General features: G+C 47.0%; 26 protein-coding genes. 17 read left to right on the top strand and 9 right to left on the bottom strand.

Annotated features, from left to right (window positions below; all coding sequences use genetic code 11):
- Positions 1-126: 126 nt before the first annotated feature.
- Positions 127-348, top strand: coding sequence for a hypothetical protein (locus FSB84_RS06470; protein WP_130542338.1), 222 nt, complete (start codon positions 127-129; stop codon positions 346-348).
- Between the two features lie 122 nt (positions 349-470).
- The gene (locus FSB84_RS06465) at positions 471-1,085 is read left to right on the top strand and encodes an META domain-containing protein (RefSeq protein ID WP_158643798.1); all 615 of its coding nucleotides are present in this window, start codon (positions 471-473) and stop codon (positions 1,083-1,085) included.
- A gap of 7 nt (positions 1,086-1,092) precedes the next feature.
- On the opposite strand, the gene FSB84_RS06460 is transcribed toward FSB84_RS06465, so the two are convergent.
- Entirely contained in the window at positions 1,093-3,354 is a 2,262-nt protein-coding gene (locus FSB84_RS06460; RefSeq protein WP_130542340.1) for a helix-turn-helix domain-containing protein, read from the bottom strand.
- A gap of 339 nt (positions 3,355-3,693) precedes the next feature.
- Between FSB84_RS06460 and FSB84_RS06455 the strand changes: the two genes are divergently transcribed.
- Positions 3,694-6,063, top strand: a complete 2,370-nt coding sequence (locus tag FSB84_RS06455) for an ATP-dependent helicase (protein ID WP_130542341.1) — start codon at positions 3,694-3,696, stop codon at positions 6,061-6,063.
- Positions 6,064-6,310: 247 nt separating this feature from the next.
- Positions 6,311-6,901, top strand: a complete 591-nt coding sequence (locus tag FSB84_RS06450) for a transposase (protein ID WP_158643797.1) — start codon at positions 6,311-6,313, stop codon at positions 6,899-6,901.
- Here FSB84_RS06450 and FSB84_RS06445 read toward each other — a convergent pair whose 3' ends face one another.
- Positions 6,902-7,261: an arsenate reductase family protein gene (locus FSB84_RS06445; protein ID WP_130542343.1), complete on the bottom strand. Its 360-nt coding sequence runs from the start codon at positions 7,259-7,261 to the stop codon at positions 6,902-6,904.
- A gap of 98 nt (positions 7,262-7,359) precedes the next feature.
- On the opposite strand from FSB84_RS06445, the gene FSB84_RS06440 reads away from it, so the two are divergent.
- From FSB84_RS06440 to FSB84_RS06430, 3 genes are read left to right on the top strand one after another with little or no spacing between them, the layout of a single operon-like run.
- On the top strand, positions 7,360-7,875 hold the full coding sequence (locus tag FSB84_RS06440) for an RNA polymerase sigma factor (protein WP_225979996.1): 516 nt from the start codon (positions 7,360-7,362) through the stop codon (positions 7,873-7,875).
- Complete coding sequence (locus tag FSB84_RS06435) at positions 7,862-8,518, top strand: hypothetical protein (protein WP_130542344.1); 657 nt, start codon at positions 7,862-7,864, stop codon at positions 8,516-8,518. Before FSB84_RS06440 ends, FSB84_RS06435 begins: the two co-directional genes overlap by 14 nt.
- A gap of 41 nt (positions 8,519-8,559) precedes the next feature.
- Positions 8,560-9,432, top strand: a complete 873-nt coding sequence (locus FSB84_RS06430; protein ID WP_158643796.1) for a sugar phosphate isomerase/epimerase family protein — start codon at positions 8,560-8,562, stop codon at positions 9,430-9,432.
- Between the two features lie 149 nt (positions 9,433-9,581).
- Here the strand turns inward: FSB84_RS06430 and FSB84_RS06425 are convergent, their stop codons facing one another.
- The 5 genes from FSB84_RS06425 to FSB84_RS06405 all read right to left on the bottom strand — a co-directional run bounded on the left by FSB84_RS06425 (position 9,582) and on the right by FSB84_RS06405 (position 13,935).
- The gene (locus FSB84_RS06425; protein ID WP_130542346.1) at positions 9,582-10,370 is read right to left on the bottom strand and encodes a 3-keto-disaccharide hydrolase; all 789 of its coding nucleotides are present in this window, start codon (positions 10,368-10,370) and stop codon (positions 9,582-9,584) included.
- A 33-nt stretch (positions 10,371-10,403) separates the two neighbouring features.
- Positions 10,404-11,141 (bottom strand): 3-keto-disaccharide hydrolase, encoded by a 738-nt coding sequence (locus tag FSB84_RS06420; protein ID WP_130542347.1) that lies wholly within the window; start codon positions 11,139-11,141, stop codon positions 10,404-10,406.
- Between the two features lie 150 nt (positions 11,142-11,291).
- Positions 11,292-11,684: a c-type cytochrome gene (locus FSB84_RS06415; RefSeq protein ID WP_130542348.1), complete on the bottom strand. Its 393-nt coding sequence runs from the start codon at positions 11,682-11,684 to the stop codon at positions 11,292-11,294.
- A gap of 44 nt (positions 11,685-11,728) precedes the next feature.
- Positions 11,729-12,781 carry a sugar phosphate isomerase/epimerase family protein gene (locus FSB84_RS06410; protein ID WP_130542349.1) on the bottom strand — a complete coding sequence of 351 codons (1,053 nt, stop codon included), beginning with the start codon at positions 12,779-12,781 and terminating at the stop codon, positions 11,729-11,731.
- Complete coding sequence (locus FSB84_RS06405; RefSeq protein ID WP_130542350.1) at positions 12,778-13,935, bottom strand: Gfo/Idh/MocA family protein; 1,158 nt, start codon at positions 13,933-13,935, stop codon at positions 12,778-12,780. The genes FSB84_RS06410 and FSB84_RS06405 overlap by 4 nt, the downstream gene beginning before the upstream one ends.
- 62 nt (positions 13,936-13,997) lie before the next feature.
- Here FSB84_RS06405 and FSB84_RS06400 point away from each other — a divergent pair, with 62 nt between their 5' ends.
- The 5 genes from FSB84_RS06400 to FSB84_RS06380 are packed head-to-tail and all read left to right on the top strand — an operon-like array spanning position 13,998 to position 19,102.
- A complete protein-coding gene (locus FSB84_RS06400; protein WP_130542351.1) occupies positions 13,998-14,885 on the top strand; it encodes a hydroxypyruvate isomerase family protein in 888 nt (295 codons plus the stop codon).
- A gap of 51 nt (positions 14,886-14,936) precedes the next feature.
- On the top strand, positions 14,937-16,616 hold the full coding sequence (locus tag FSB84_RS06395; RefSeq protein ID WP_130542352.1) for a GMC oxidoreductase: 1,680 nt from the start codon (positions 14,937-14,939) through the stop codon (positions 16,614-16,616).
- A 19-nt stretch (positions 16,617-16,635) separates the two neighbouring features.
- Positions 16,636-17,319: a gluconate 2-dehydrogenase subunit 3 family protein gene (locus FSB84_RS06390; protein WP_130542353.1), complete on the top strand. Its 684-nt coding sequence runs from the start codon at positions 16,636-16,638 to the stop codon at positions 17,317-17,319.
- Positions 17,320-17,339: 20 nt separating this feature from the next.
- Entirely contained in the window at positions 17,340-17,768 is a 429-nt protein-coding gene (locus FSB84_RS06385) for a YybH family protein (RefSeq protein WP_130542354.1), read from the top strand.
- 14 nt (positions 17,769-17,782) lie between these two features.
- Positions 17,783-19,102: a hypothetical protein gene (locus FSB84_RS06380; RefSeq protein WP_147122077.1), complete on the top strand. Its 1,320-nt coding sequence runs from the start codon at positions 17,783-17,785 to the stop codon at positions 19,100-19,102.
- On the opposite strand, the gene FSB84_RS06375 is transcribed toward FSB84_RS06380, so the two are convergent.
- Positions 19,070-19,843 (bottom strand): glycoside hydrolase family 25 protein, encoded by a 774-nt coding sequence (locus tag FSB84_RS06375; RefSeq protein WP_130542356.1) that lies wholly within the window; start codon positions 19,841-19,843, stop codon positions 19,070-19,072. The two genes, FSB84_RS06380 and FSB84_RS06375, sit on opposite strands and share 33 nt — an antisense overlap.
- 199 nt (positions 19,844-20,042) lie before the next feature.
- On the opposite strand from FSB84_RS06375, the gene FSB84_RS06370 reads away from it, so the two are divergent.
- From FSB84_RS06370 to FSB84_RS06350, 5 genes are all read left to right on the top strand, one after another.
- Positions 20,043-21,023 carry a radical SAM/SPASM domain-containing protein gene (locus FSB84_RS06370; RefSeq protein WP_225979995.1) on the top strand — a complete coding sequence of 327 codons (981 nt, stop codon included), beginning with the start codon at positions 20,043-20,045 and terminating at the stop codon, positions 21,021-21,023.
- A gap of 68 nt (positions 21,024-21,091) precedes the next feature.
- Entirely contained in the window at positions 21,092-21,577 is a 486-nt protein-coding gene (locus FSB84_RS06365) for a DinB family protein (protein ID WP_130542358.1), read from the top strand.
- A gap of 39 nt (positions 21,578-21,616) precedes the next feature.
- Positions 21,617-22,069, top strand: coding sequence for a MarR family winged helix-turn-helix transcriptional regulator (locus FSB84_RS06360; RefSeq protein WP_130542359.1), 453 nt, complete (start codon positions 21,617-21,619; stop codon positions 22,067-22,069).
- A gap of 49 nt (positions 22,070-22,118) precedes the next feature.
- Positions 22,119-23,663 (top strand): glycoside hydrolase family 10 protein, encoded by a 1,545-nt coding sequence (locus FSB84_RS06355; RefSeq protein WP_130542360.1) that lies wholly within the window; start codon positions 22,119-22,121, stop codon positions 23,661-23,663.
- An 81-nt stretch (positions 23,664-23,744) separates the two neighbouring features.
- Positions 23,745-24,968 (top strand): DegT/DnrJ/EryC1/StrS family aminotransferase, encoded by a 1,224-nt coding sequence (locus FSB84_RS06350; protein WP_130542361.1) that lies wholly within the window; start codon positions 23,745-23,747, stop codon positions 24,966-24,968.
- Between the two features lie 26 nt (positions 24,969-24,994).
- Here FSB84_RS06350 and FSB84_RS06345 read toward each other — a convergent pair whose 3' ends face one another.
- The gene (locus tag FSB84_RS06345; RefSeq protein WP_130542362.1) at positions 24,995-25,480 is read right to left on the bottom strand and encodes a hypothetical protein; all 486 of its coding nucleotides are present in this window, start codon (positions 25,478-25,480) and stop codon (positions 24,995-24,997) included.
- Between the last annotated feature and the right edge of the window lie 93 nt (positions 25,481-25,573).

The following is a 25,573-nucleotide window of genomic DNA, read 5'->3' as shown; positions in this document are numbered from 1 at the left end:
GTGATCCCAATTTCAACTAAAATAAAAATAGCGGCCCTAACCATCTCTTTATAAACTTATTTGCTAAAAACTCCAAAATGAATGCGCCAACTGGCAAAGCATTTGAACCAATTCCGTAAAACGAGTATGAAACAGTTATTGATAGCAGCTTTACTGGCAGGAGGACTGGCGGCCTGCAACAATGCCGGCAACCCGGATTCGGATATGCGCGACAGTGCAGCCATTGAAGAAAGAAGAATGGATACCAATCTGAACAGGCCGGGAGATTCGCTTATGCGAGACACGCTCAGGATGGATACCACTAACCGGCCGATCGGAACAGCAGATTCCATCCGTCAGAAATATTAAAGTGTAGGAGTTAAAGCATCATAAGCTCAGTTGTAAACTCACAACGGTAAAGGAACCGTCTCATAGCAGGCGGTTTTTTTATGTGCTGGCAACAAAATTGAATGAAGTATCAAAAAGAAATCATGCGAACCCTGATCATAGTGGGAGCTGCTCTGCTGCTGGTAGCAGCAGTGGCGCCGGCACTCACAAACTACCACCGGTCTGTGCGCAAATCTGATAATAAAACAGATGTATGTTCAATACTACCGCTGAATAGTCTCCGCGATCTGTATGTCAATAACAGAGGAAATTCCTTCCGTCGTTTTCATCCGGAACTGGTCTCAAATACAGCCGGACCTTCATTTGAGAAACTAAAGGTAATACGTACATCCTTCAAACCAGATACTTCCCTCAATGGTCTTTGGTATCTACAACCTGCGTTGCCTTCAGACACTGCTACCGGCACATTCCCCTCATTGCGCTTTAATCTGAAGACTAAAAAATTCAGCGGTAATACCGGATGCAATACCATGTCGGGATCATTCACCATAACAGACAGCTCATTTCAATTCAACGACAATGTGCAGGTTAGCAAAAAGATTTGCACAGGTTTCAATGAAGCGGCTTTTCTGAAAAGCCTGTTCATGGCTAACCGCTATACAATCGATGATTCGGTGATGACACTCTGGTTCGATCAAACGCAGTTGAGCCGCTGGACCAGGAAGCCATATAAGGGCGCTATACTCAACAAAGCTTAAAATTCTATCAGACTGTTTCCCTGCTTTTGTTCAGCCACTCACGGTGCTGAACAACCGCCCGGATCTCTCCAAAGCTGAAATGATCGCCCAGCTTCTCCCTGATGGCAGTTGCGGAATAGCCCTCTGCGGGAGAGGATTCCAGGAGATTCAATATTTCTTTGACCTTATCAGGCTCCACCAGTTGCGTTACTGCAATATCTCCGGAGGCGATAAAAAATATGAGATGTGATTCAATGGTCCCATTGGCGAGATTGCGCAGACCGGCAATTTCGGGGATGGTCTTTCCTTCGCGGAAAAGTTTTAACGTGATGCGATTGGTTTCTCCCTTTGCAGGCTTATTCGATTTCTTTTCCGTTTTCACTTCTGTGGTTTCCTCTTCTGCAGTTTTTGCGCGATGCGCTTTTTGCAGTTCTTCCACTTCCTGGAGCAGATCGCCGGCTTTGCGGCCCTGGGTCAAACCTCCTGCGATGTGGATAGCCAGTTCCAGTTCCTGTTTTTTTCTTTCAGGGAGCAGACAAAGCTCATTGAGTTCCCGTACATATTTCTTGATGCGTTGTTTCAACCTGATTTCTTCGGCATGGTTGCGAATGGATTCGATCAGTTGATCAAGTGGTTGAAGGAAGTATTCACTGGCGGCCACAATTCGTTGCCGGAGGAACTGGAAATTATCCTGCTCTGCCATCGGAAGCAGTTGTTCCAGTTGCCGCATGAACCTTCCGGCCATATCCTGATGCTGCAATACAGTACGGGTAATGCCTTGGCCCCAATTGATAGCTGCATTCAGATCTGCCAGCTGACGATTGGAATATTCATCATAGTGGTCTTTGAAGGTCTCGGCCATTTTGGTGAAATCGAAACTTCTGACCAGCGATCGGGCAATGAACAATTTTTGTTCTTCTTCCAATAAATGGTGCAGGATATCTTCCGGTTGCTCGGAGCGGGTAAACTCCATTGTTCTGGACTCAGTCTGGATGCAATGCGGATGGATCCGGGAAAAGAGGATCAGGCCTTCCAGCGAGGTCAACCGGCTGAGCGCCACATACACCTGTCCAGGCGCAAAGGAGGAGCCTGCATCGATGATGGCTTTTTCAAAAGTGAGGCCCTGGCTTTTGTGAATAGTGATGGCCCATGCCAGACGGATCGGGAATTGCGAGTAACTGCCCAGTTCTTCTTCTTCGATATTATCTTCCTCCCGGTTGTATTGGTAGCGGATATTTTTCCAGGTCTCTTTTTCCAGTTCCATCTCATACGCTTCGCCGGGAAAGGTAACGAAGATCTTTTCGCCTGCGATACGGCTGATCACCGCGATCTTACCATTATAATAACGGCGGCTTTCGCCTTTATCATTTTTAATGAACATGATCTGTGCGCCTTCTTTGAGTTGCAGCATCCTTTCTGCAGGAAGGGCTTTCTCGTTGAAGTCCTTGGTGATCATGCCTTCGAATTCATAAGCATCGCCCGTCAGTTTATTGAGTTGCTGCTGGTTGATGGTATCAGCTTTGGAATTGTGGGTTGTGAGAATGATGTAATTCTCTCCGGGCTCCTGCTGATAACCCGGACGGTAATGCAAGTGCAGTCTGTCCAGGTCCTGACTGGTAACAGTATTGTTACGGATATTATTCAGGATCTCGATGAAATCAGCTTCGTGCTGCCGGTAGATCTTTTTGAGTTCCAGGTAAACCGGCGGGTGTTGGTGCAATACATGTGCATCAAAAAAGAAAGGGCTTTTATAATGGTCTTTGAGAATATCCCATTCTTCATTGCTCACTACAGGAGGCAGCTGGAAGAGATCGCCGATATATAATAATTGTACACCTCCGAAAGATTGATCAGGCTTACGACGAACATGACGGAGAATAAGATCGATCTCATCCAGCAGGTCAGCGCGCAGCATGCTCACTTCATCGATGACCAGTAGTTCCAGTTCGCGAAGTAATTCTTTTTTATCCCTGCTCAGTTTCAGGTTCTTCAATAATGTGTTGGGATTATTGAACTGCTGATGACTGTTCCATCCTGCAAGAGGAGAGGGAATGAATGCGCCGAAAGGAAGCTGGAAGAAAGAGTGCATGGTTACACCACCCGCATTGATAGCGGCTACTCCTGTAGGAGCGATGATGGCCATTCTCTTATTGGTGTTCTCGCGGATATAGCGCAGGAAGGTGGTTTTGCCGGTTCCTGCTTTGCCGGTGAGAAAAAGATGCCGGTTAGTTTGATTCACGAACCGGGCGGCGAGGTAAAAGAGATGGTTGGAAGTATCGGGGGACGACATATCTTTTCCACTTTCCGGCAAGATAAGTACAAATTGGTGAATGGAGTAAGATTAATTGCGTGTATACAACACCGTTATCCTCAGGAAAAACTCCTATAGAAAAAACTTCCGCTGCCGCACTATTTCTGCCGCACCTCCAACCCCTCAAGGCAAAGCGATGTGAGAAATGACGGCCTTGCAAACGTAAGCGAAACAGCCTGGCTCATCTACCGCCGCCCCATCTCTCCCTACCATTGCCCAAATATATCCTCCCGCGCCGGTACGTTTCACAGCCGCATTTCCACATCACTTTGCCGGCCATCTCTTTGCCGCCTCCCTAGTCCTTCGTAAATTGCACCCATGATTGACTACCTGAAAGGATTGAATGACAAACAGCGTGAAGCTGTTCTCCATAAAGATGGCCCCCTGATGATCGTTGCAGGCGCGGGAAGCGGTAAAACCAAAGTGTTGACCACCCGTATTGCGCATCTCATGGCCAGTGGTGTGGATGCTTTCAATATCCTGGCGCTGACCTTTACCAACAAGGCTGCCAAGGAAATGAAAGAGCGTATCGAGCATATTCTCGGTAATTCCGATGCCCGTAATCTTTATATCGGTACTTTCCACTCCGTATTCGCCAGGATCCTTCGCAGTGAAGCCCATCGACTCGGTTATCCCAATAACTTCACCATTTATGATACCGATGATGCCAAGAGTGTTGTAAAGGCGGTGATCAATGAAATGAACCTGGACGATAAGACTTACAAGCCCTCCAATATTTACAACCGCATCTCTTCCGCCAAGAACGCGCTGGTTGGGCCCATCGAATATGCCAATGATTATGGGCTGCAGCAGGAAGACCTGCGCTCCAACCGTCCGGCTACCGCCCAGATCTATGATGCCTACGTAAAGCGTTGCTTCAAGAATGGTGCGATGGATTTTGATGATCTCTTGTTGAAATTCTATGAACTGCTCAAGCATTTCCCGGAAGCGCTGAGCAAGTACCAGCATAAGTTCAAATATATTTTGATCGATGAGTATCAGGATACCAACCCTGCGCAGTACGAAGTGATCAAACTGCTCGGCGCCATGCACGAGAATGTCTGCGTGGTGGGCGATGATGCGCAAAGTATCTATGGTTTCCGTGGGGCTACTATCGAGAACATTTTGCAGTTCCAGAAAGATTATGAAGATGCACATGTGGTGAAACTGGAACAAAACTATCGCAGCACGCAGTCTATCCTGAATGCTGCGAATGAAGTGATCAAGAACAATAAGGGACAGATCCCGAAAGATCTCTGGACGGAAAACAGCGAAGGCGAGAAGATCCGCCTCGTTCGTACCATGACCGATAACGATGAAGGCAAGTACGTTGCGGACACCATCCAGGAACAGAAGCTGCGGAATCATTACAGCAATAAGGATTTCGCGATCCTCTATCGCACCAACTCCCAGAGCCGTGCGTTTGAAGAAGCGTTGCGCAGAATGGGTATCGCTTATACCATGTATGGCGGCACGAGTTTCTATTCACGGAAGGAGATCAAAGACTTTGTTGCTTATCTCCGCATCATTGTGAACCCAAAAGATGAAGAGGCGCTGAAGCGTATCATCAACTATCCAGCAAGAGGCATCGGTAAAACCACTATCGACCGTGCTTTGCTGGTGGCCAACAACCAGAATATTTCCATGTGGGAAGTGCTGGAACAGGCGCAGATCTTCGGTTTCAAGAGCAATACGCTGGAAGCGATCGATGGTTTTGTGACCATGATCAAGAGTTTCTCCAGCATGCTCAAGAACCAGAATGCTTCCGATGTGGCGGTGCATGTAGGGAAACAAACCAATCTCGTTAAAGAACTTTTCAACGATAAGAGTACAGAAGGCGTTGCCCGTTACGAGAATATCCAGGAGTTGCTCAACTCTATCAAGGAATGGGTGGAGAGCCCGGACGTTGATGAAACAGGTGAAGTAACTGATAAAGGTCTCGGCGCTTATCTTCAACAGATCACATTGCTCACCGATGCAGATGACAAGGATCCCAATGCCGATACTGTTAAGCTGATGACCATTCACGCTGCGAAAGGTCTGGAGTTCTCCTGTGTGTTTGCTGTGGGCCTGGAAGAAATGCTGTTCCCCAATGCCATGAGCATTAACAGCAAGGAAGAACTGGAGGAGGAAAGACGATTGTTCTATGTGGTGGTCACCCGCGCCAAAGCCAGGCTCTGGGTCACTTATGCCAATACACGGTATCGTTTTGGTCAGCTCGTGCAGAATGAGCCCAGCCGCTTCATCGATGAGTTGCCCGATCAGTATTTGGACCGCAGCTTTGCCGGGGGCGGCGCGCGCAACCAGGGCAGCGGATGGGGTAGTGGCGGCAACAGTGCTTATGATCGCATGCACCGTGGTGGTGGAGGCGGATGGAGTGGTGGCAACTCTGCAAAAGATGCAGAGAAATTATATGGACCTCCTCCATCAAAGAAACCTGCAGTGCCATCTTATGTTACTCCAAAGCCTGCAACACCAAAAGTGGTGGAGCACAAACCAAGTGAAGATTTTGTTCCCAGCGATATCTCTGCACTGGCTGAAGGTAATAAAGTGGAGCATCAGAAATTTGGTTTCGGTCAGGTGGTCAAGATCGAAGGATCTGCGCACAATCCAGTTGCTACGATCAAATTCGATCAGAATGGAGAAAAGAAGATCATGTTGAATTATGCCAAGCTGAGGATCCTCTAAAGATCAAATTCAAAAAAGTTCATTATACAGCCCGGTTGTTTTCCCCAACCGGGTTTTTTTATGAAAATGATGTTGAAAAAAAAGTTCAAAAGGGCACTTCCTCCTTCATTTTCAACAAATGCCGATTTTACAGTATGATGATAAAAATATCCGATATTTAAGACCTTCATTTTGTTGCTGAGGCTATAGAATCGTAACTTTAAAGATAACCCCTGGACCATTTGCTGTGTGCTAAAAAGTAATGGTCATGAGTGAAAAGAAGGAACAAAAAGCTGATCCGCAAGCTTGTTCATATATTACTTTCAATACTGTTGATTGGGTGGACATATTTGTGCGCCCTGTTTACAAGCAGATCATCGTGGATGAGCTGAATTGCTGCATCGTATCCAAGGGGTTGATCGTGTATGCCTGGTGCCTGATGAGCAATCACCTTCACCTGCTTGCCAGGAACAATGACCCCGGCGGGCTGTCGCGCATCGAGAGGGATTTCAAAAGAGTAACTACCAATAAGATCCTTGAAGCATTGGACGATGAAACCGATCTCCGCAAAGATTGGATGCTTAGCCGCTTTGAACAATGCAGTCACAGCCTCAAACGCATCGAGAAGTTCCAGGTTTGGCAAACCTGCAGCAACCCTTCTTTTATCGATTTCAAACAGGTATTCAAGCTCAAGGAAAAAGTATTGCATATCCATGAGAATCCTGTGCGTGACCGGATCGTGGACAAGCCGGAGAACTATGTGTTCAGTTCTGCGCGCGATTATGCAGGAGAGAAGGGCCTGGTGCGAACCACTGTGATCGATTTCAGGGAATTGCTGAAACAAATGATCAGGACCTGATCACAATTGATCAACAGCTTCCCTGAGCGCTGCCACATTCTTCTTATCATTCCCCACAAATATCTTCTTACCGATGATGGCTACCGGCCGTTTGAGGAAAGTATATTCTTCCAGGATCAGGTCCCGGTAATCTTTTTCGGTCAGGTTTTTGTCTTTCAAGCCCAGTTCTTTGTATTTCAGGGCGCGGCGACTGAAGAGTGACTCGTAGGAGCCGCTGAGCGCTTTCATTTCATCGAGCTGGGCAGGAGTGATCTTCTCCGTCTTAATATCCTGCATCTCAAACCCTTTCTGGTCAACTTTAGTGTCTTTTATAATGGCCTGACAGGTGGTGCAGGTGCCGAGGTGGTAAAACTTTTTCATCATTTCGGATTAGTGCCGCAAAAATAGGGGGTGGCCTGTAATATTTTTATAGCATGATGCGACCTATTTGGTATCTTTTCGCCAAAACCAATTAAAGTTTGCACCCGAAGACAAACCCGGATGAGTTTTTAGCATTGGTAAACCAGCACAAGGGCATGTTACACAAAGTCTGTAACTTGTATTGTGCCACGGATTACGATAAACAGGACCTGTTCCAGGAGATCGTTATTCAGTTGTGGCGGGCTTATCCCCGCTTCCGCGGCGACTCCAAGTTCAGCACCTGGTTATACAGGATTGCCCTGAACACCGCAATCTCCGATCTCAGAAAACAAAAGAACCTTATCAAAAGTGTAGAACCTGATCTGCTTCCTACAGAGATCCAGGATATTCAGTACAACAAAGACAAAGAAGAAAAACTCGCACAGCTTTACAAAGCCATTCACCAGCTTCCTGAAATTGAAAGGGGTATTGTAATGCTGTACCTGGACGATAAGAGTTATGAAGAAATGGAAGAAATCCTCGGTATCAATCAGAATAACCTTCGTGTGAAAATGAATCGTATCAAAGAAAAATTACGTAAACTCACTAAAGCTGTAGAACATGGAGTTGGATAGCCTTAAAGAAATCTGGAAAGACCAGGAGAAAGGCATGGACCGATACCCGGATAGTAACTCAGAGATCCTGTCCATGTTAGGGAAGAAGTCGCAAAGCCCTGTGGCCAAGATCCGCCGCAACCTGCTCTGGGAGCTCATCTCTATAGTGGTGATCTATGTTGCATTCATCGCATATTATGCTTTCTCCAGACGTGGTCAGTACTGGGAGATCGCTGTTATGCTGGGCCTGGTTGGTATCGGATTTGTTTTTTACTACTATCATAAGAACAAATTGCTCAAATCTATGCAGCGGGTAGATGTTGAAGTGAAGTCGAATCTGCAGATACAGCTCGCTACCCTGGAAAAATATGTACGCTTCTATTTCCTGGCAGGTACATTGCTCACTCCATTGTTGTATTACCTGACAGGTCTCATCATACTTTATAAAAGCAAATCTCATCAGCTTTCGGGAGACGTACTGACGGACCGGGTTCAACCAATGCTCAATACTGTTCAGGACCATCAGTACTTTACTGAGTTCCTGATCGGCGGCGCGGTGGTGACCTTCCTGATCTACTTCGCCAATAAATGGTATATCAAAAAACTGTACGGTCAGCATATCAGCCACCTGCGCGAATTACTGCGACAGATGGACGAAGTCTGATCAACTTTTCTTTGTATCTTGATTGCCTAATCACGTATGACATGAACACACGCAGGCAATTCCTGAAACAATCATCCATTTTCACAGCTGCCATGTTTGTTATGCCGGAAGATGCATTCTCGCTGGCCCGCAAACGTTATGGTGTGCAACTGTATACTCTCCGCAAAGAACTCGACGCAAATCCAACCGAAACCATCATCTCCGTTGCCAAACTCGGTTATACCGATGTAGAAACCTACGGATACAATAACGGAAAATGGTTCGGCTTCACGGTAGACGAATTCAGGAAATTACTCAAAGCCAATAAGCTCACTTCTACATCCGGACATACTTTCGGTGGCCAATTCTTCCTCACGGAAACCAACTGGGAAGAAAAATGGAAACAGGCTGTGCAGGATTCCAAAGCAATCGGCCAGGAGTTTATCGTAGTTCCCTATCTCGACAATAACCATCGCAGTATCGATACCTACAAAAAGCTGGCGCCATTACTCAACAAAGCAGGAGAGATGGCGAAGCAGGGTGGACTGAAACTCGCTTACCATAATCACGATTTTGAATTTGCAGTGCAGGACGGTCAAACCGGATTCGAAATTCTCACCGCCAATACCGATCCCGGCCTGGTGAGCTTTGAGCTGGATATTTACTGGGCAACAAAAGCGGGACACAATGCCATTGACCTCTTCAATAAATATCCCGGAAGATTCACGATGTGGCATGTAAAAGATATGGACAATACGCCTGAAAAGAAATTCACGGAAGTGGGAAATGGGGTGATCGATTTTCCTGCGATCTTCAAGCAGGCAAAGCTGAGTGGAATGAAGTACTGGTTTGTGGAGCAGGATGTTTGTCCGGGTTCACCATTGGATAGTATCAAAACCAGTATTACAAATTTGAAAGAGAAGATTTTGAAATAATTATTTGAAGATTTTATGAAAAAGCGGAGACCTTCTCCGCTATTTTTATGGGCTATTTTGTCGCAAGTTTGGTAAATTTTTGCAATAAAAAAGAGGCTTCACAGCCTCCTTCTTTCACGAACTTTTCAGTTCAGTATCTCAACTTTCTATTACAATTTTTTGATCTTGATATTCCTGTACCAAACGGGATCGCCATGATCCTGCAAACCGATCCTTCCCTTTTTGATGGTACCAAAAGCGGGCATGTCTTTGAATTTGCTGCCTGCGATCATTTTCTTCCAGTTATCGTCCCACATTGTAGTGCTTACTACTTTGGTGCCGTTGAGGATGAATTCCAGTTTGGCATCTTTTGAAATGATCTCCACCTGGTTCCATTCTCCGGCGGGCTTCACCATTTCAGGTGAAGATGTGATGAGATCATACAGGTCGCCGGCGCGGTGCTTGATGATCTTAGAGTCGGGGTGCGCTGCATTGTCGAGCACCTGCATTTCAGGGCCTGTATGCCAGGTATGTTCGAGTTTTGGATCTTCCCTGATGAAGAGGATGATGCCGCTATTACCGGCAGAGTCCAGTTTCCATTCGAGCTTGAGATGGTAGTTGTCGAACTCTTCAGCGGAAACGATATCGCCGCCGCCTACAGTTTGCCAGTCTTTTTTGTTTTTGGGATCGAGGTGCAATGTGCCATCGGCCACAGTCCAGGCGCTGCCATCGGATTTGTTATTGTATACATGCCAGCCGTTCTTTGTTTTTCCATCGAACAGGAGCTGCCAGCCTTCTTCTTTTTCCTGTCCTGTCAATTCATTATTGGCAGGTGTTACATCTATAGCAGGTCCACCCATGGTTGAATCTGTTTTAGGTTGATCAGCAGGTTTGCTGGAACTGTCTGCACATCCGGTGATTCCGGCAGCAAGCAAAAGTACGGCGAGCATTGAACGCATAGTAGATATTTTGAATTGGCTCTAAAATAAGAATTATAATGGCTTCACTTTAATATTTCTGAACCATACTTTATCGCCATGGTCCTGTAATACGAAACGGCCTTCACGAACTTTGGCGAAGTCTGGCAGCTTCACGAATTTACTTTTTGCGATCAGTTCCTGCCATTGCTCGTTCCACATGGTGGTGGTAACCACTTTTGTGCCATTCTGAATGAGGGTGAGCTTACCATTATCGAGGATGATCTCGCTGGAGTTCCATTCACCGGCAGGTTTGGCGTTTTCAGGAACGGCGGTAATGAGATCATAGAGGTCGCCGGAGCGGTGTTTGATATTCTTCGCATCAGCATGACCGTTATTATCGATGATCTGCATTTCAGGGCCGGTGAGATAGGCGTACTTGTATTGGGGATCTTCCTGCGCCAGGAACATGATGCCGCTATTGCCGTTGATATCGATCTTCCAGTCAGCTTTCAAATGAAAATTGCTGAATGATTTATCCGAGATCAGTTCACCGCCGCCTTCGCCTTTGGGGCCTTTGGCTTTTGGATCGAGATAAAGAACACCTTCTTCCACTTTCCAGGCGGAACCATCTGTACGGTTATTAAAAATATGCCAGCCGCTCTTGCTGGTACCATCGAACAATAACTGCCAGCCATCCCGCTTTTCGGCGGAGCTGAGTGTATTGGGAGAAGAAGAAGCTGATGATTGATGCCCGCTGTGACAACTGCACAGGGCGATCAATGCCAGGGCGCTGCAAAATCGATTTAGCATAAGGGATTCATTATAGTTTAAAAATAAGTAAATCCCCGGCTTGTATTCAAAAAAAGTTTGTCCTGGAGGCTTCTTCTTCGTTATTATCCCGTTAACGGTGATGGTTGCGATTGCATCTGCCGCGCGGGAAAAAGAGAACTGATGGTTCTCTTATTGTTTTTTCAGGCTGAGGATGTATTTCACCATCACTTTAGCGCTGTCCATCGATAAGTTCGGATGCGGTGTCATGGGAACGGTTCCATAAACGCCCTGACCGCCTTTGATGATCTTGTTGCTGAGGTCTGTGATCACAGCATCGCTGGCTTCATATTTATTGGCTACTTCTACATAGGAAGGGCCGATTACTTTTTCGTTGATCTTGTGGCAGGTTGTGCAATCGAGAGAAGCGATCATTTCAAGTGCTTTCTCTGCATCAGCATCAGAGCCGGCAGTTTTCTTTTCTGTTTTTTCTTCTTTTTTCTCTGCGGTCTTGTTTTCAGTGCCACCGCAAGCGTAGATCATAAGGCCTGCGCCGAGTGCGCAAACAACCATTAATTTTTTCATTCGTTACCAGTTTTATCAATCATCAATCAATATGGCAATTTACTCTACAAACCGAGAACTGCCCGATTAAATTTTTCATCGCTGCCTGTGCCGGCAAAGTCGTCGAATGCTTTATCAGTAACAGGGATGATATGGTTTTTGATGAATACTGCACCTTCTGCTGCGCCAACTTCGGGATGCTTGATGCAGCATTCCCATTCAAGAACGGCCCATCCTGCAAAATCATACTGCGCCAGTTTGCTGAAGATGCCTTTGAAATTCACCTGTCCATCTCCGAGTGAGCGGAATCTTCCAGCGCGATTGATCCAGCTCTGGTAGCCGCCGTACACGCCCTGTTTACCGGTGGGATTGAATTCTGCATCTTTCACATGGAATGCGCGTATGCGCTGATGATAATGATCGATGAAAGCGAGATAATCCATTCCCTGCAATACCATATGTGATGGATCATAGAGAACATTGGCGCGTGCATGATTATTGGTATGCTCCAGGAAAGTTTCGAAGGTGATGCCATCATGAAGATCTTCTCCGGGATGCAGCTCGTAACAGACATCCACTCCGTGTTCATCGAATGTATTCAAAATAGGGAGCCAGCGTGCTGCGAGCTCTTTGAAACCGGTTTCCACCAAACCTGCGGGGCGTTGCGGCCACGGATAAACATTCTGCCAGAGCAGTGCTCCGCTGAAAGTGGCATGGGCATTGAGCCCCAGATTCTGCGAAGCTTTTGCGGCCCATTTCAGTTGTTGAATGGCCCAGTCAGTTCTTGCAGTCGGATCACTGTGATACTGCGCAGGTGCAAATCCATCGAACAAAGTATTGTATGCAGGATGCACGGCAATGAGCTGCCCTTGCAGGTGTGTGCTCAGTTCGGTGATCTCCATGCCGTGTTCTGCCACGATGCCTTTGAGCTCATCTGCATAGGTTTTGCTTTCGGCTGCCTTTTGGAGATCGATCAGGCGGCTGTCCCATGTAGGGATCTGCACGCCTTTGAAACCCAGTCCTGCCGCCCATTTGCAGATGGAAGGCAATGTATTGAATGGAGCATTGTCGCCGGCAAACTGTGCCAGGAAAATGCCAGGTCCTTTTAAGGTTCTCATATTTTAAAGCTTGTCCATTTTTGTGAAGACTTACTGCTGGCCACAACATTTTCGATGAAGGCCATACCACGAACACCTTCTTCAACACCGGGGAAGTCGAGCATTTCAGGTGTGGGAACATTCCCATTCATTTTTGCATCGAGTGTGAGTGCGAAGCAGCGGTAAATATTTGCGAAAGCTTCGAGATAGCCTTCGGGGTGACCACCGGGTGTGCGTGTATTGAATTTAGCGAAGGAAGAAAGATAACCCTGTCCGGCGCGATAAACCTGAGTGGGTTGATCCAGCCATTTCACCAGGAGAGTATTGGGTTCCATCTGGTGCCATTCGAGCCCGCCTTTCTCGCCATAGACGCGGATCTTGAGCGCATTCTCTTCTCCGGCTGCCACCTGTGATGCGATGAGTGCGCCCGATGCGCCATTGTTGAATCGAAGCAGTACTGCGCCATCATCATCCAATGCTCTTCCTTCCACAACGATGTTGAGGTCTGCGCACAATTCAGTGATCTGTAATCCTGAAATATATTCAGCGAGGTGAGCTGCATGTGTGCCGATATCGCCCATGGCTCCTGCTTTTCCGGAGCGACTGGGATCGGTGCGCCAGCTTGCCTGTTTGTTACCTTCTTTTTCACTGAGCTGACTGAGCCATCCCTGCGGATATTCCACATAGATCTTTCTCACTTTGCCAATAGTGCCACTCTGAACCATCGATCTGGCCTGCTTTACCATGGGATAGCCGGCATAGGTATGTGTGAGTGCGAGTGTGAGCCCGGTCTCTTTTACTTTTTGTTGTAATTGTTTTGCTTCTTCCAGTGTGAAGGTCATCGGCTTTTCGATCACTACATGGAAACCATTGTCGAGCGCCATAAGTGCCGGGCCGATATGCGCATGGTTAGGAGTAACGATGCTCACGAAATCCATTCGTTCATTTTCAGATAACGATCGTTCGTTCTTTATCATCTCTTCATAACTGGTGTAAATCCGGTTCTCCGGAAGCAGTAACGATTTTCCTGAAGCCCTTGCTGTATCAGGGTTTGAGCTCAGTGCGCCGCAGGAGAGTTCTATTAATCCGTCCATATTGGCCGCGATGCGATGGATGGCGCCAATAAAGGCATTATTACCACCACCGATCATTCCCATTCTTAATTTTCTGTTCATGCAAACATTTGATGGTCTAAGATAAAGTAACATTTTGTATTTTTCGGATCCAACGATTAAACATGACCAATCATTCACGAAGACTTGCCATCAAAAATCTAGTTGCAGGTACTGCTGCTGTAGGTACTGCAGGCATGCTCTCTTCATTTACCTCTACATCAGATAATCAACAAACATTGAAAGGAAAAATAAATCATTCCGTATGCCGCTGGTGCTTCGGTTCTGTTCCATTGGAAGAGTTCGCTGCAGCCGTTAAAAAAATGGGTATTTATGCAATCGATCTCGTAGGTCCAAAAGACTGGCCCACATTGCAAAAGCATGGCATCTTTTCTTCCATGTGCAATGGCGCGGAGATCAACCTGGTAGACGGTTTCAACGATCCGCAGTTCCATGCCACACTCGTGAAGAATTATACAGAGATGATCCCGCTGGTGGCAAAGGCCGGTTACAAAAATCTGATCTGCTTCAGTGGCAATGCAAGAGGCAAGGATGCAGAAACAGGCTGGAACAATTCTGTTGCCGGATTGAAACAGATCATCGGTTTGGCAGAAAAACATAATGTAACACTGGTGATGGAACTGCTCAACAGCAAGATCGATCACAAGGATTACCAGTGCGACAAAACTTCCTGGGGCGTGGAGCTTGCCAAACGAGTGGGTTCAGAGAATTTCAAACTGTTGTACGATATCTATCATATGCAGATCGATGAAGGCGATGTGATCCGCACCATTCGCGACAATCACCAGTACATCACGCATTATCATACTGCCGGTGTTCCCGGAAGACATGAGATAGACGAAAAACAGGAGCTGAATTATCCTGCCATCATGCAAGCCATTGTTGACACCGGGTTCAAAGGCTATGTAGCGCAGGAATTCATACCTTCATCCAAAGTGAATGAAGAAAAACTCGCAGCATTACAGAAAGCGATCCAGATCTGCGACATCTAATCAGGAGAATCACGAGTAACATATTTTTTCCACATTATCAATCGATCCCGCATGCCCGACAATGTATATGACGCAATTGTAGTTGGCTCAGGAATCAGTGGCGGTTGGGCCGCTAAAGAGCTTACTGAAAAAGGCCTCAAAGTACTCATGCTTGAAAGAGGTAACGATCTCAAGCATATAAAAGATTATGAACAAGCCAATAAACCTGATTGGGAATATCCGCACCGCGGCGGACGCACCCAGGAAATGATAAAAGATTATCCGGTTCTGAAGCGCGACTATCCCCTCAACGAAAAGAATCTCCACTACTGGACCAATGAAAAGGATTGTCCATATACAGAAGTGAAGCGCTTCGACTGGTATCGTGGCTACCATCTCGGCGGAAGGTCCATCATGTGGGGCCGCCAGAGCTATCGCTTCAGTGATTTCGATTTCGAAGCCAATTCAAAAGATGGATTTGGGGTTGACTGGCCTATCCGGTACAAAGAGATCGCCCCCTGGTATGATCATGTAGAGAAGTTCGCAGGTATCAGTGGTAATAAAGATGGACTGCCTCAGTTACCCGATGGACAGTTCCTTCCTCCGATGGACATGAACGTTGTTGAGCAACATGTGGCCGAAGGCATCAAGAAACATTATGGCGGTAAGCGCCTGATGACCATCGGTCGTACTGCCAACCTCACAGCGCCCGTGCCCGGCAGAACGCAATGCCAGTTCCGCAACAAATGCTGGCTGGGATGTCCGTTCGGCGCGTATTTCAGCACACAGAGCAGTACGCTGCCTGCTGCTGTGGCAACAGGTAATCTCACCGTTCAGTGCGATTCAATTGTTACCAGAATATTGTACGATAAAGACAAGAAGAAAGCCACCGGTGTGGAAGTGGTAGATGCAATAACCAGCAAGACCACAGAATACAAGGCGAAGATCGTGTTCCTCTGCGCCTCCGCATTCAACAGCACCTGGGTACTCTTCAATTCCGCCACCGATATCTGGCCCGGCGGATTGGGCAGCGCGTCCGGCGAGCTCGGTCATAACGTAATGGACCACCATTTCCGTCTCGGCGCCAACGGTGCAGTAGATGGTTTCGATGATAAATATTATTTCGGCAGAAGGCCTAACGGAATTTACATTCCGCGTTATCGCAACCTGTTTGGAGACAAGCGCGATTATGTTCGCGGATTCGGATACCAGGGTGGCGCAAGCCGCCAGGGATGGAGCCGCAACGTAGCAGAGCTCAGCATCGGCGTGGATCTCAAGGAAATGCTGACAGAGCCCGGCAACTGGAGCATCGGTATCACAGCATTTGGTGAGATCCTCCCACACCATGAGAACAGGATCTTCCTCGATAAAGAGAAAAAAGATAAATGGGGACTGCCCGTACTGGCCATCGATGCAGAGCTGAAAGAGAATGAGATCAAGATGCGTAAAGACATGATGGCCGATGCACAGGAAATGCTTTCAATAGCCGGAGTGAAAGATCCCCAAACTTTCGACAATGGTTATGCGATGGGCATGGGTATTCATGAAATGGGTACTGCACGTATGGGTAAGGATCCGAAAACATCCGTACTCAATGGCAATAACCAGGTATGGGATGCGAAGAATGTATTCGTTACAGACGGCGCCTGCATGACATCCGCTGCCTGCGTGAATCCATCGCTAACCTATATGGCGCTTACTGCAAGGGCAGCCAACTTTGCAGTGGAAGAACTGAAAAAAGGAAACCTTTAAACACAGAAACTATCTCAATATGAATAGAAGAGATGCCGTGTCGAGAGTTGCATTGTTGCTCGGAGCCTCCGTGATCGGAGCAGAATTTTTCCTCTCTGGTTGCAAACTCTCCGATAAAGACGAAAAAAAGGGAGCTTCCCTCGATTTCACCAAAGACGATATCGCCTACCTGGATGAAATTGCAGAAACCATCATCCCCACTACTGATACGCCCGGCGCGAAAGCAGCCAAAACAGGCGCGTTCATGACGGTAATGGTACGTGACTCATACGACGAGAAACAACAGAAGTCTTTCCTGAAGGGCATGAAAGAAATTGAAGCCAGCAGCGAAAAGAAATTCAGCAAAGGGTTCATGAAGCTTACGCCGGAACAACGCACAGAACTGCTCAAAGAATGGGATGCCGACATGAAGAACCATATGAGCGGAGAGAAAGAAACCAGGGAAATCAAAAAAGAGATCGCTGCATTGAAGAAAGATTCGGCTAATGCCGACACTGCAAAGATCAGGTCCCTGGAAGCGAAACTGGAAGAGGTGAAAGCTGAAGGCGGCCCTCACTTCTTTATGCTGATGAAACAGCTCACCATGCTTGGTTATTTCACTTCCGAGATCGGAATGACGCAGGCTATGCGCTATCAACCCGTTCCCGGCAAGTACGATGGAAATTATCCATACAAGAAAGGTGATAAGGCATTCGCGGGATAAAGGCAAAAACAAAACATGATATGAGAACTCTATTGCTTGTTGTATTCATCGGGCTGCTGACTCCTGCTGTACTGAAAGCGCAGTCCGCCGATGAGAAAGCCGTCCGCGCTGTACTGGCCCAACAGAATGAGGCCTGGAACCGCGGAGATATCGATGGATTCATGAAGGGGTACTGGAACAATGATTCCCTCATGTTCGTGGGAAAGAATGGAGTTACCTATGGGTATAAGAATACGCTCGATAATTATAAGAAGAGCTACGGCAATGCGGAGCAGATGGGAAAGCTCACGTTCACGTTCATCCGATTTTCACGACTCAGCCCCGAATATTATTTTGTGGTTGGGAAATGGGAACTGGCGAGAAAGGACGGGGACCTGAGCGGGCACTTCAATTTGCTGGTGCGGAAGATCAATAAGGAATGGGTGATTGTGGCAGATCATAGTAGTTGAGTATATTCGCTGCAATGATTGCGCAATCAACGGAGAGCTCATCTTATAAATTCTGGAAAGTTGCACTGGTACTACTTGTTGTAGCGTACTTGTGCAACTTTTTTACGCCCCTGAGATTAACAAACGACACCATCCGCTATTTCAGGCTGGTGGAGACACAGCTGGGCAACTGGCCTGCTCCCCATTTTCGTGATTTTCTTCCCTTCGGCTATGTATGCACTTTATTTGGCCTGGCCAAAGCAGGAATACTCAATTCCTTTACCATCGCTGCGCTTAATGGGCTAATGCTGGTGGGCAGTCTGTATTTTTTAAGAAAACTTTTCAGCGCAAAAAGGCATTTTATTTGGATGATTGTTTTGCTCTTATTGAACTGGAACACCATCAAGTTCACGCTGACGCCGCTCTCTGAAATGCAATTCCTCTTTCTTTCTGCAGGATGCCTTTATTTCTATTCCGCTTTTGGCGAAACCCGGAAGAAGTGGTATTTACTATTTTCCATTATTTTTTGTGTTCTTGCCATTTACACAAGAACTGCAGGCATGTCACTGGGCCTGGCATTGGTCCTGACCCCGTTGCTGGAAAACGGGAAAAAAATACTGACCTTGATTCGCAGCAACAAATTGATTGCATTTGGAATTGCTTTGGGGATTTCTGCAATATTTGTTTTTCAAATAAATCAATATGGTGTACTGAAGTACCTGAATTATTACCGTGTGTCTGGCGAGCAAAACCCTTTGATAATTCTATTGACAACATGCTGGATGCACATACAGGAGATAGGGGAGCTGTTCATTAACATCCCGCAAAGCAAAGCAGTTACAGTTGTGCCGCCGGTTGTAGCAATGATCTTGTATACTATTGCAGGCTTGTTATTTCTATGCCTCCTTGCAAAGGCTATCTTTTCCAAAAAGCTTGAAATCCCTTCTGTGGTGAGAGTATATCTTTTTATTTATTTCCTGATGATCTGTTGCTGGCCATTCTTTGAAGTTCGTTTCTGGTTCCCCGTATTTCCGTTGATGTTGATGGTAATCCTGGCTCAGGTGAATAGCGCTGGATTGAATGCAATGTGGATGAGCTTGCGCAATTTTTACCTGGGTGCTTATTTTTTAACAGGCATATTTTCAATTTCCTATTACAGCTGGCTGTCTTTCAACAGGGAGGCGATGGCGGAGCATCATGATGCCGGACTATGGAAGAAACAATACCGGGCGCATTTTTTTGGGGAGCCTTTTAAGAGAGGGATGTTTGAAGATGATGCGATCTATATTCTTGATAAATACGATGCAGCACACAAGGGCGTATCAGTTGATCAGCAATTCCCTGAACGCCGTTGAATCCCCATTGAAAACATTGAAGTCTGTTTTGAACAGGATACCATTTGCACGGCCCTGCTCACTGTATTGCCAAAAATGCCAGTCGCGGTATATCCGCGGCTTTTCTTTTTGAAGATAATGGGCTACCCATAGGGGATAGTGATCGAAATCGTCTTTGAGGATCTGTTTGTAGAAATCCACATTCGTATAGATGATGGGCTTTACGCCATAATAGTTCTCCACGGTGGTGAGCCATTCCTGCACGCGCTGACGGATCTTGTCGCTTCTTTGGCCATTGGTCTGTTCTACATCAAGAACAGGTGGGAGGTCTCCAGGTTGTAGTTCAACTGAGTTGATGAAATTCTCTGCCTGTGTTTTGCCGCTTTTGCTGGAGATGAAGAAATGATAGGCGCCGCGGATCATGCCGGCCTCCCTGGATTTTTTCCAGTTGCGTTTGAACTGCCGGTCTTCATTGCCATTGCCTTCAGTGGCTTTGATGAAGGCAAAATGGAGTTTGATACCTTCCACATTCATGGCGCGGACAGATTCCCAGTCGATGGTTTCCTGGTACTTCGAAACATCGATGCCGTGTATTTCGTAATTGGTGGGCACTTCGATACCAAAAGCTTCATATCGTACAAAATGTGCTTTTCTTTCCATCCACCATTCATACAAACGGAAGCCCGCCATCACCAGCAGCCCGAGAAAAACAGCTCCCATCAGGATCTTCCAACCTAAATTACTTTTATTGACCTTCGCCATAATCTGCATACAAATATATAGGAGTGCGCCTTACCGTAAGAATGCAACCCGCCAAAAAGTTCCCAATAAGCGAACAATCCGGATTTATTAAACGTTACGTGGTTCAATTCATTGTCCGTTACCAGCTTACCCTTAATTTTATACTCTAATGCCCGGATTTAACTGGCACGATAGTATCAATCTTTTATCCAAGCTTACCTTGAGACGCACCTTCAATGCCACGAAGGTGCTCAGCAGTTATTATATAAGCAAGTGGACCAAACGCCCTGTGCAATGGGGCTATCCCATTTCCATTTCATTTGAGCCAACTACCAGTTGCAACCTGCGATGCCCGGAATGTCCCAGCGGACTACGCGCATTCACAAGGCCCACCGGTATGCTGCAGAAAGATTTCTTCCGGGAAACCATCGATCAATTGTCGAAAGAACTGCTCTACCTGGTGTTCTACTTTCAGGGTGAGCCCTATCTCAATCCGGCTTTCCTTGATATGGTGAAATATGCATCGGACAAGGGCATCTACACCGCCACCAGTACCAATGCACATTACCTGAACGAGAATAATGCGCGCAAGACTGTGGAAAGCGGGCTGGACAGGCTCATCATTTCCATCGACGGCACCACGCAGGACACCTATCAGAGTTATCGTGTGGGTGGCAAACTGGAGAAAGTGCTGGAAGGCGCCCGCAATATCGTGAAGTGGAAAAAAGAACTGAAAAGTAAAACGCCATTCGTGTTCTTCCAGTTCCTGGTGGTGAAACACAATGAACACCAGATTGAAGAAATCAAACAATTGGCCAAAGAAATTGGAGTGGACGAAGTGCGCTTCAAAACCGCGCAGGTATATGATTATGAAAATGATCCCAATAACCTGATCCCCACCAACGATAAGTATAGCCGTTATAAAAAGAACAGCAATGGCGAATACGAATTCAAGAATTCGCTGAATAATCACTGCTGGCGTTTATGGCATGCCACCGTGATCAGTTGGGATGGCCTGGTGGTGCCCTGTTGCTTCGATAAGGATGCACAGCATACACTTGGCGATCTCAAAGGGAAAAAGTTCAAGGAGATCTGGCACAATGATCAGTACATCAATTTCCGGAAACAACTGTTACAAAGCAGAAAGAATATCGACATATGTGCTAACTGCAGCGAAGGCACCCGTGTTTGGAGCGATTGATAAACAAATGCGAAACTGCCGGCTGCTCAATTTTTTGTTCGTAATTTGAAAAGCCTAAAGTCAGTCGCATGCCACTTTCCACCATTACCACTATCCGGCTGCAACACCAGCAAGAAGTGTTGCAGGATCTGGTAAGAGGCTTTACGGAGCCACAACTCCGTACCCGCGTGATCCCTGAAAAATGGAGCGCCTATGAACAAATGGCGCATCTGACGGCCTACCAGCCGATGTTTTACAACAGATTGAAAAGAATTGAACAGGAAGAGCAGCCTGAATTTGAACCCTATGTGGCGGAAAATGATCCATTGTTCCTTGATTGCGCATTGCGTCCAATCAATGAAATTTCGGAAGACTTTACTACCCAGCGCTTCATATTGATCAATCACCTGGTATCATTACCTGATCCCATTCTTCGCAGAACGGGGGTGCATAAAAAGTATGGCCCGCTCAGCATTTCAGAGTGGACGGAAATGTTCCTGCTGCATGAAGCCCATCATCTGTTCAGCATTTTTCAACTCACCAGTCTGCTTCGTGCAACGATCCGGCCGGTTTAATTGTATATATATCATAATAACACCCTTTCAGCATTGGACATGAGCATAGATAACGACATCCAACAAACGAAGTTCCGCAACGAGCATCAACGCTCTATGGTGAACCTCATCTTCACTTATAACTGGGTGATGGAGAGACTCAAAGACATCTTCGGCCGTGAAGATATCACTCCTCAGCAGTTCAATATTCTGCGCATCCTCAGAGGCGCTACCACTCCATTGTCTACCCTGCAGATCCGTAACAGGATGCTGGACAAAATGAGCGACACAAGCCGGATTGTGGACAGGCTCATCCGCAAAGACCTGGCTACAAAAGTGATCTGCAAAACAGACAGAAGGTTGGTGGACGTTACCATTTCAGAAAAAGGACTGGCCCTGCTGGAAAAGCTGGACGTCTATACTGAAGAGATGGATGGCATCCTGGGAAAGCTCAACGATGAGGAAGCCAAAACGTTAAATCAACTACTGGATAAGCTTCGGAACTCAGAATAATCCAGTAATTTCGGCGTTTTGCGTAAATGCGTAAACAGGATCCGAAATTATGAAAAGAGTATTGTCTGTTGTTCTGCTGGCCATCCTGCTTGTGAACGGTAGCCTGCATGCACAACCACCCAGAGAGTTCAGAGCAGCATGGATTGCAACTGTTGATAATATCGACTGGCCTTCCCGCGGTAATTACAATACAGAAAGTCAGAAAGCGGAATACATCAGTTTACTGGACATGCACCAGCGCAATGGCCTCAATGCCGTGATCGTTCAGGTGCGTCCTGCTGCAGACGCATTCTATCCTTCGCAGTACGAACCCTGGAGCCAGTGGCTTACCGGCAAACAGGGCACGCCTCCCAATCCCTATTATGATCCCCTCGAATTCATGATCGAAGAGGCCCACAAACGTGGAATGGAATTCCATGCCTGGTGCAATCCGTATCGTGCGGAATTCAGCATCGGCAAGAGCTCCATCGCAGCTACACATATCTCTAAACTGCATCCCGAATGGTTTGTCACTTACGGAACAGCCAGGTATTTCGATCCGGGCAATAAAGAAGTACAAAAATTTGTTGTGAAAGTGGTGCGGGATATTGTAAGCCGTTACAATGTGGATGCTATTCATTTCGATGATTATTTCTATCCCTATCGCTTACCTGGAAAAGAATTTCCTGATCAGAGCTCCTACAATAAATATGGTAATGGCCTGAGCAGGGCGGAGTGGAGAAGAGGAAATGTGGACTCTGTGATCGTGGGACTTAGCCAGGCAATCAAAGAAGAAAATCCCCATGTGAAATTCGGGATCTCTCCTTTCGGCGTATGGCGAAATGCCAGCCAGGATCCGCGCGGCAGCGAAACCCGCGCCGGTGTTACCAATTATGATGATCTCTACGCCGACATACTTTTGTGGTTGAAAGAAGGATGGATCGATTATGTGGCGCCGCAACTCTACTGGGAGTTCGGTCAGAAGAATGCGCCTTATGAAGTGCTGCTCGACTGGTGGAGCCAGCATACTTATGGCAGACATCTTTATATCGGTCTCGGTATCTATCGCGCCAACAGTAATCCTGCCTGGAGATTGAGAAATCAATTGCCACGCCAGATCCGTGAAATGCGCGACTATCCTGAAGTACAGGGCGCCATCTATTTCAGCAGCAAAAGTTTTGTGAACAATCCACTGGGATGGAGCGACAGTCTACGCCTCAATTATTACAAAGAGCCTGCACTGATCCCGGGCATGCCCTGGCTGGATTCGCTGCTGCCTGCTGCGCCGGTTGTTACTACAGTGAGCTCTGTCAACAATGGTTTGCAGATCAGTGTGAAGAGAAATGCTGAAGAAACAAAAGCCATCAAAGGATTCCGTCTCTATGCCTGTTATATCAACGGGCCCAATAATAATTTCTACAATTCCGCATTGGTGGGAACCCAGTTCCATACAGACTCCTGCACTTTCCAGGCTCCGCTGCCTGACGACAAACAGTTTGCAAGGTTCTATGTGACTGTCATCGATGAAAACAACCAGGAGAGTAAGCCTTATATTAACTGGCCTATGAAGCTGGATGCCGTTCGAGACCAGCAACAGGGCTGGATCATGAAATAGGATTTCCTGAATTCCTGTTTTTTATAACTTTGCCTCCTGCTGGAATTGGAGATCCAATACAAAACCCCAGCAATCACAATTATGCCAGGCTTTGAACTATTCGGTGAATCAGAACGTGCACATGTAAATGATGTGCTGAACACCGGTATCATCATGCGATACGGTTTCGACGGTCCCCGTAAAGGAATTTGGAAATCGAAAGAACTGGAAGCAGCCATCAGCAATAAGCTCGGTGCTCAATACACACAAGTGGTATCGAGCGGCACTGCTGCTCTGGTAACAGCTCTTGCCGCGATGGGCGTGGGTTCTGGTGATGAAGTGATCATGCCTACCTTTACATTTGTGGCCAGCTTTGAAGCAGTGATCACCGTAGGCGCTGTGCCTGTACTGGTAGATGTGGATGACACGCTCACTCTCGATCCTGCAGCTGTTCGTGCAGCAATTACTCCCAAAACAAAAGTGATCATGCCCGTACACATGTGCGGTAGCATGTCTGATATGGATGCACTGATGCAGATCTGCAAAGAGCATAAACTGCTCCTCCTGGAAGATGCCTGCCAGAGCACCGGCGCTAAGTTCAAAGGAAAATATCTCGGCACTATCGGTGATGCCGGAACCTTCTCTTTCGATTTTGTGAAGACCGTTACCTGCGGCGAAGGCGGCGCCATCACCACCAATTCAGAAGAGATCTGGCGCAAATGCGACGGGTTCAGCGATCATGGTCATGATCACCTTGGTGTTGACCGCGGTGCAGACCTGCATCCTTTCCTCGGATACAATTTCCGCATTTCTGAACTGCATGCAGCCGTGGGCCTCGCGCAGTTCAACAGGCTTGATGAATTCCTCGCCATCATGAAACGCAATTACGATGCCCTGAAATCCGCACTGGCAGAGGTTCCTGAGATCAGCTTCCGCAGGATCCCCGATCCTTCCGGTGATAGTCATACGCACGTGAGCTGGTTCCTGCCTACCCGCGAAGCCACTGCCAATGCTGTTGCATTGCTCAAAGCAGAAGGACAGATCGCGGGAAGTATCTACTGGTACGATCATAACTGGCACTATATCCGCAACTGGGCACACCTGAAAACTGCTGCTTCGCTCAATGAGCTGCATCCTGATCAGAAAAAAGCAGTGATCCATCATGCCAATAAAGACTTCTCTGCCAGCGATGCCGTGATCGGCCGCAGCGTGAGCACACAGATCAGCCTGCTCTGGTCTGAGGAACAGGCCCGCGAAAAAGGGGAGAAAATGGCACAGGTGATCAAAAAGTCCCTCAGCGGAGAAGTGATCAAACTGAAAATATAAACGTTCTGATAGCCGTTGGACAGGAGCTATTTTCCTTCAATGGCATTGCAGGCGGCCAGCGATCCTAACCGGAAACGGAGAGGTATCCTGGTCGCTTTTTCTATTTGTAATTCCTGTTTGCAGAAGAATCCGAAATGTGTGGTATAGTGATCCGGTGCAATGACTGACATCGGCTGAAAGCCATTCCCTGCCTGCATCCTGGCGCGTAATGTGCGCCAGTCATTCGCCTCCCGGCGAGTGGGTTTTATTCCTTCGTTTCCGGCGAAGAGCAGTTTGCAGCACACTGTTGTGTCGCCAGAGGCGACAAAATAGAAGTCACTCACCGGGAGCCAAGCGACTGCCAACACACTAAGTTTCGTTTGATTTATGTCAATCTTCTGCGTTCCAGGCCCTTGCTTTTTACCAACAGACCCCCGAAAATAATTTTGAGCGTACAATCCAGTTACAGCAAGGGTTTGCAGGCAAAATGCCGCCACAACAATAATTTTATAAAATCGTTTTACCACCTGCATTACATTTGTCTGTAAATTTACGGCCTGATTTTTGTGGAACCGCGAAATTTTCCAAAATTTGGGAAAAGGCGGGAAAAAATCCCTAAGACGCAC

Origin of the sequence: Pseudobacter ginsenosidimutans (assembly GCF_007970185.1) — a bacterium.
GTDB classification, from domain to species: domain Bacteria; phylum Bacteroidota; class Bacteroidia; order Chitinophagales; family Chitinophagaceae; genus Pseudobacter; species Pseudobacter ginsenosidimutans.
The sequence above is the reverse complement of the archived record's forward strand: the minus strand, read 5'-3'. Positions and strand labels throughout refer to the sequence as shown.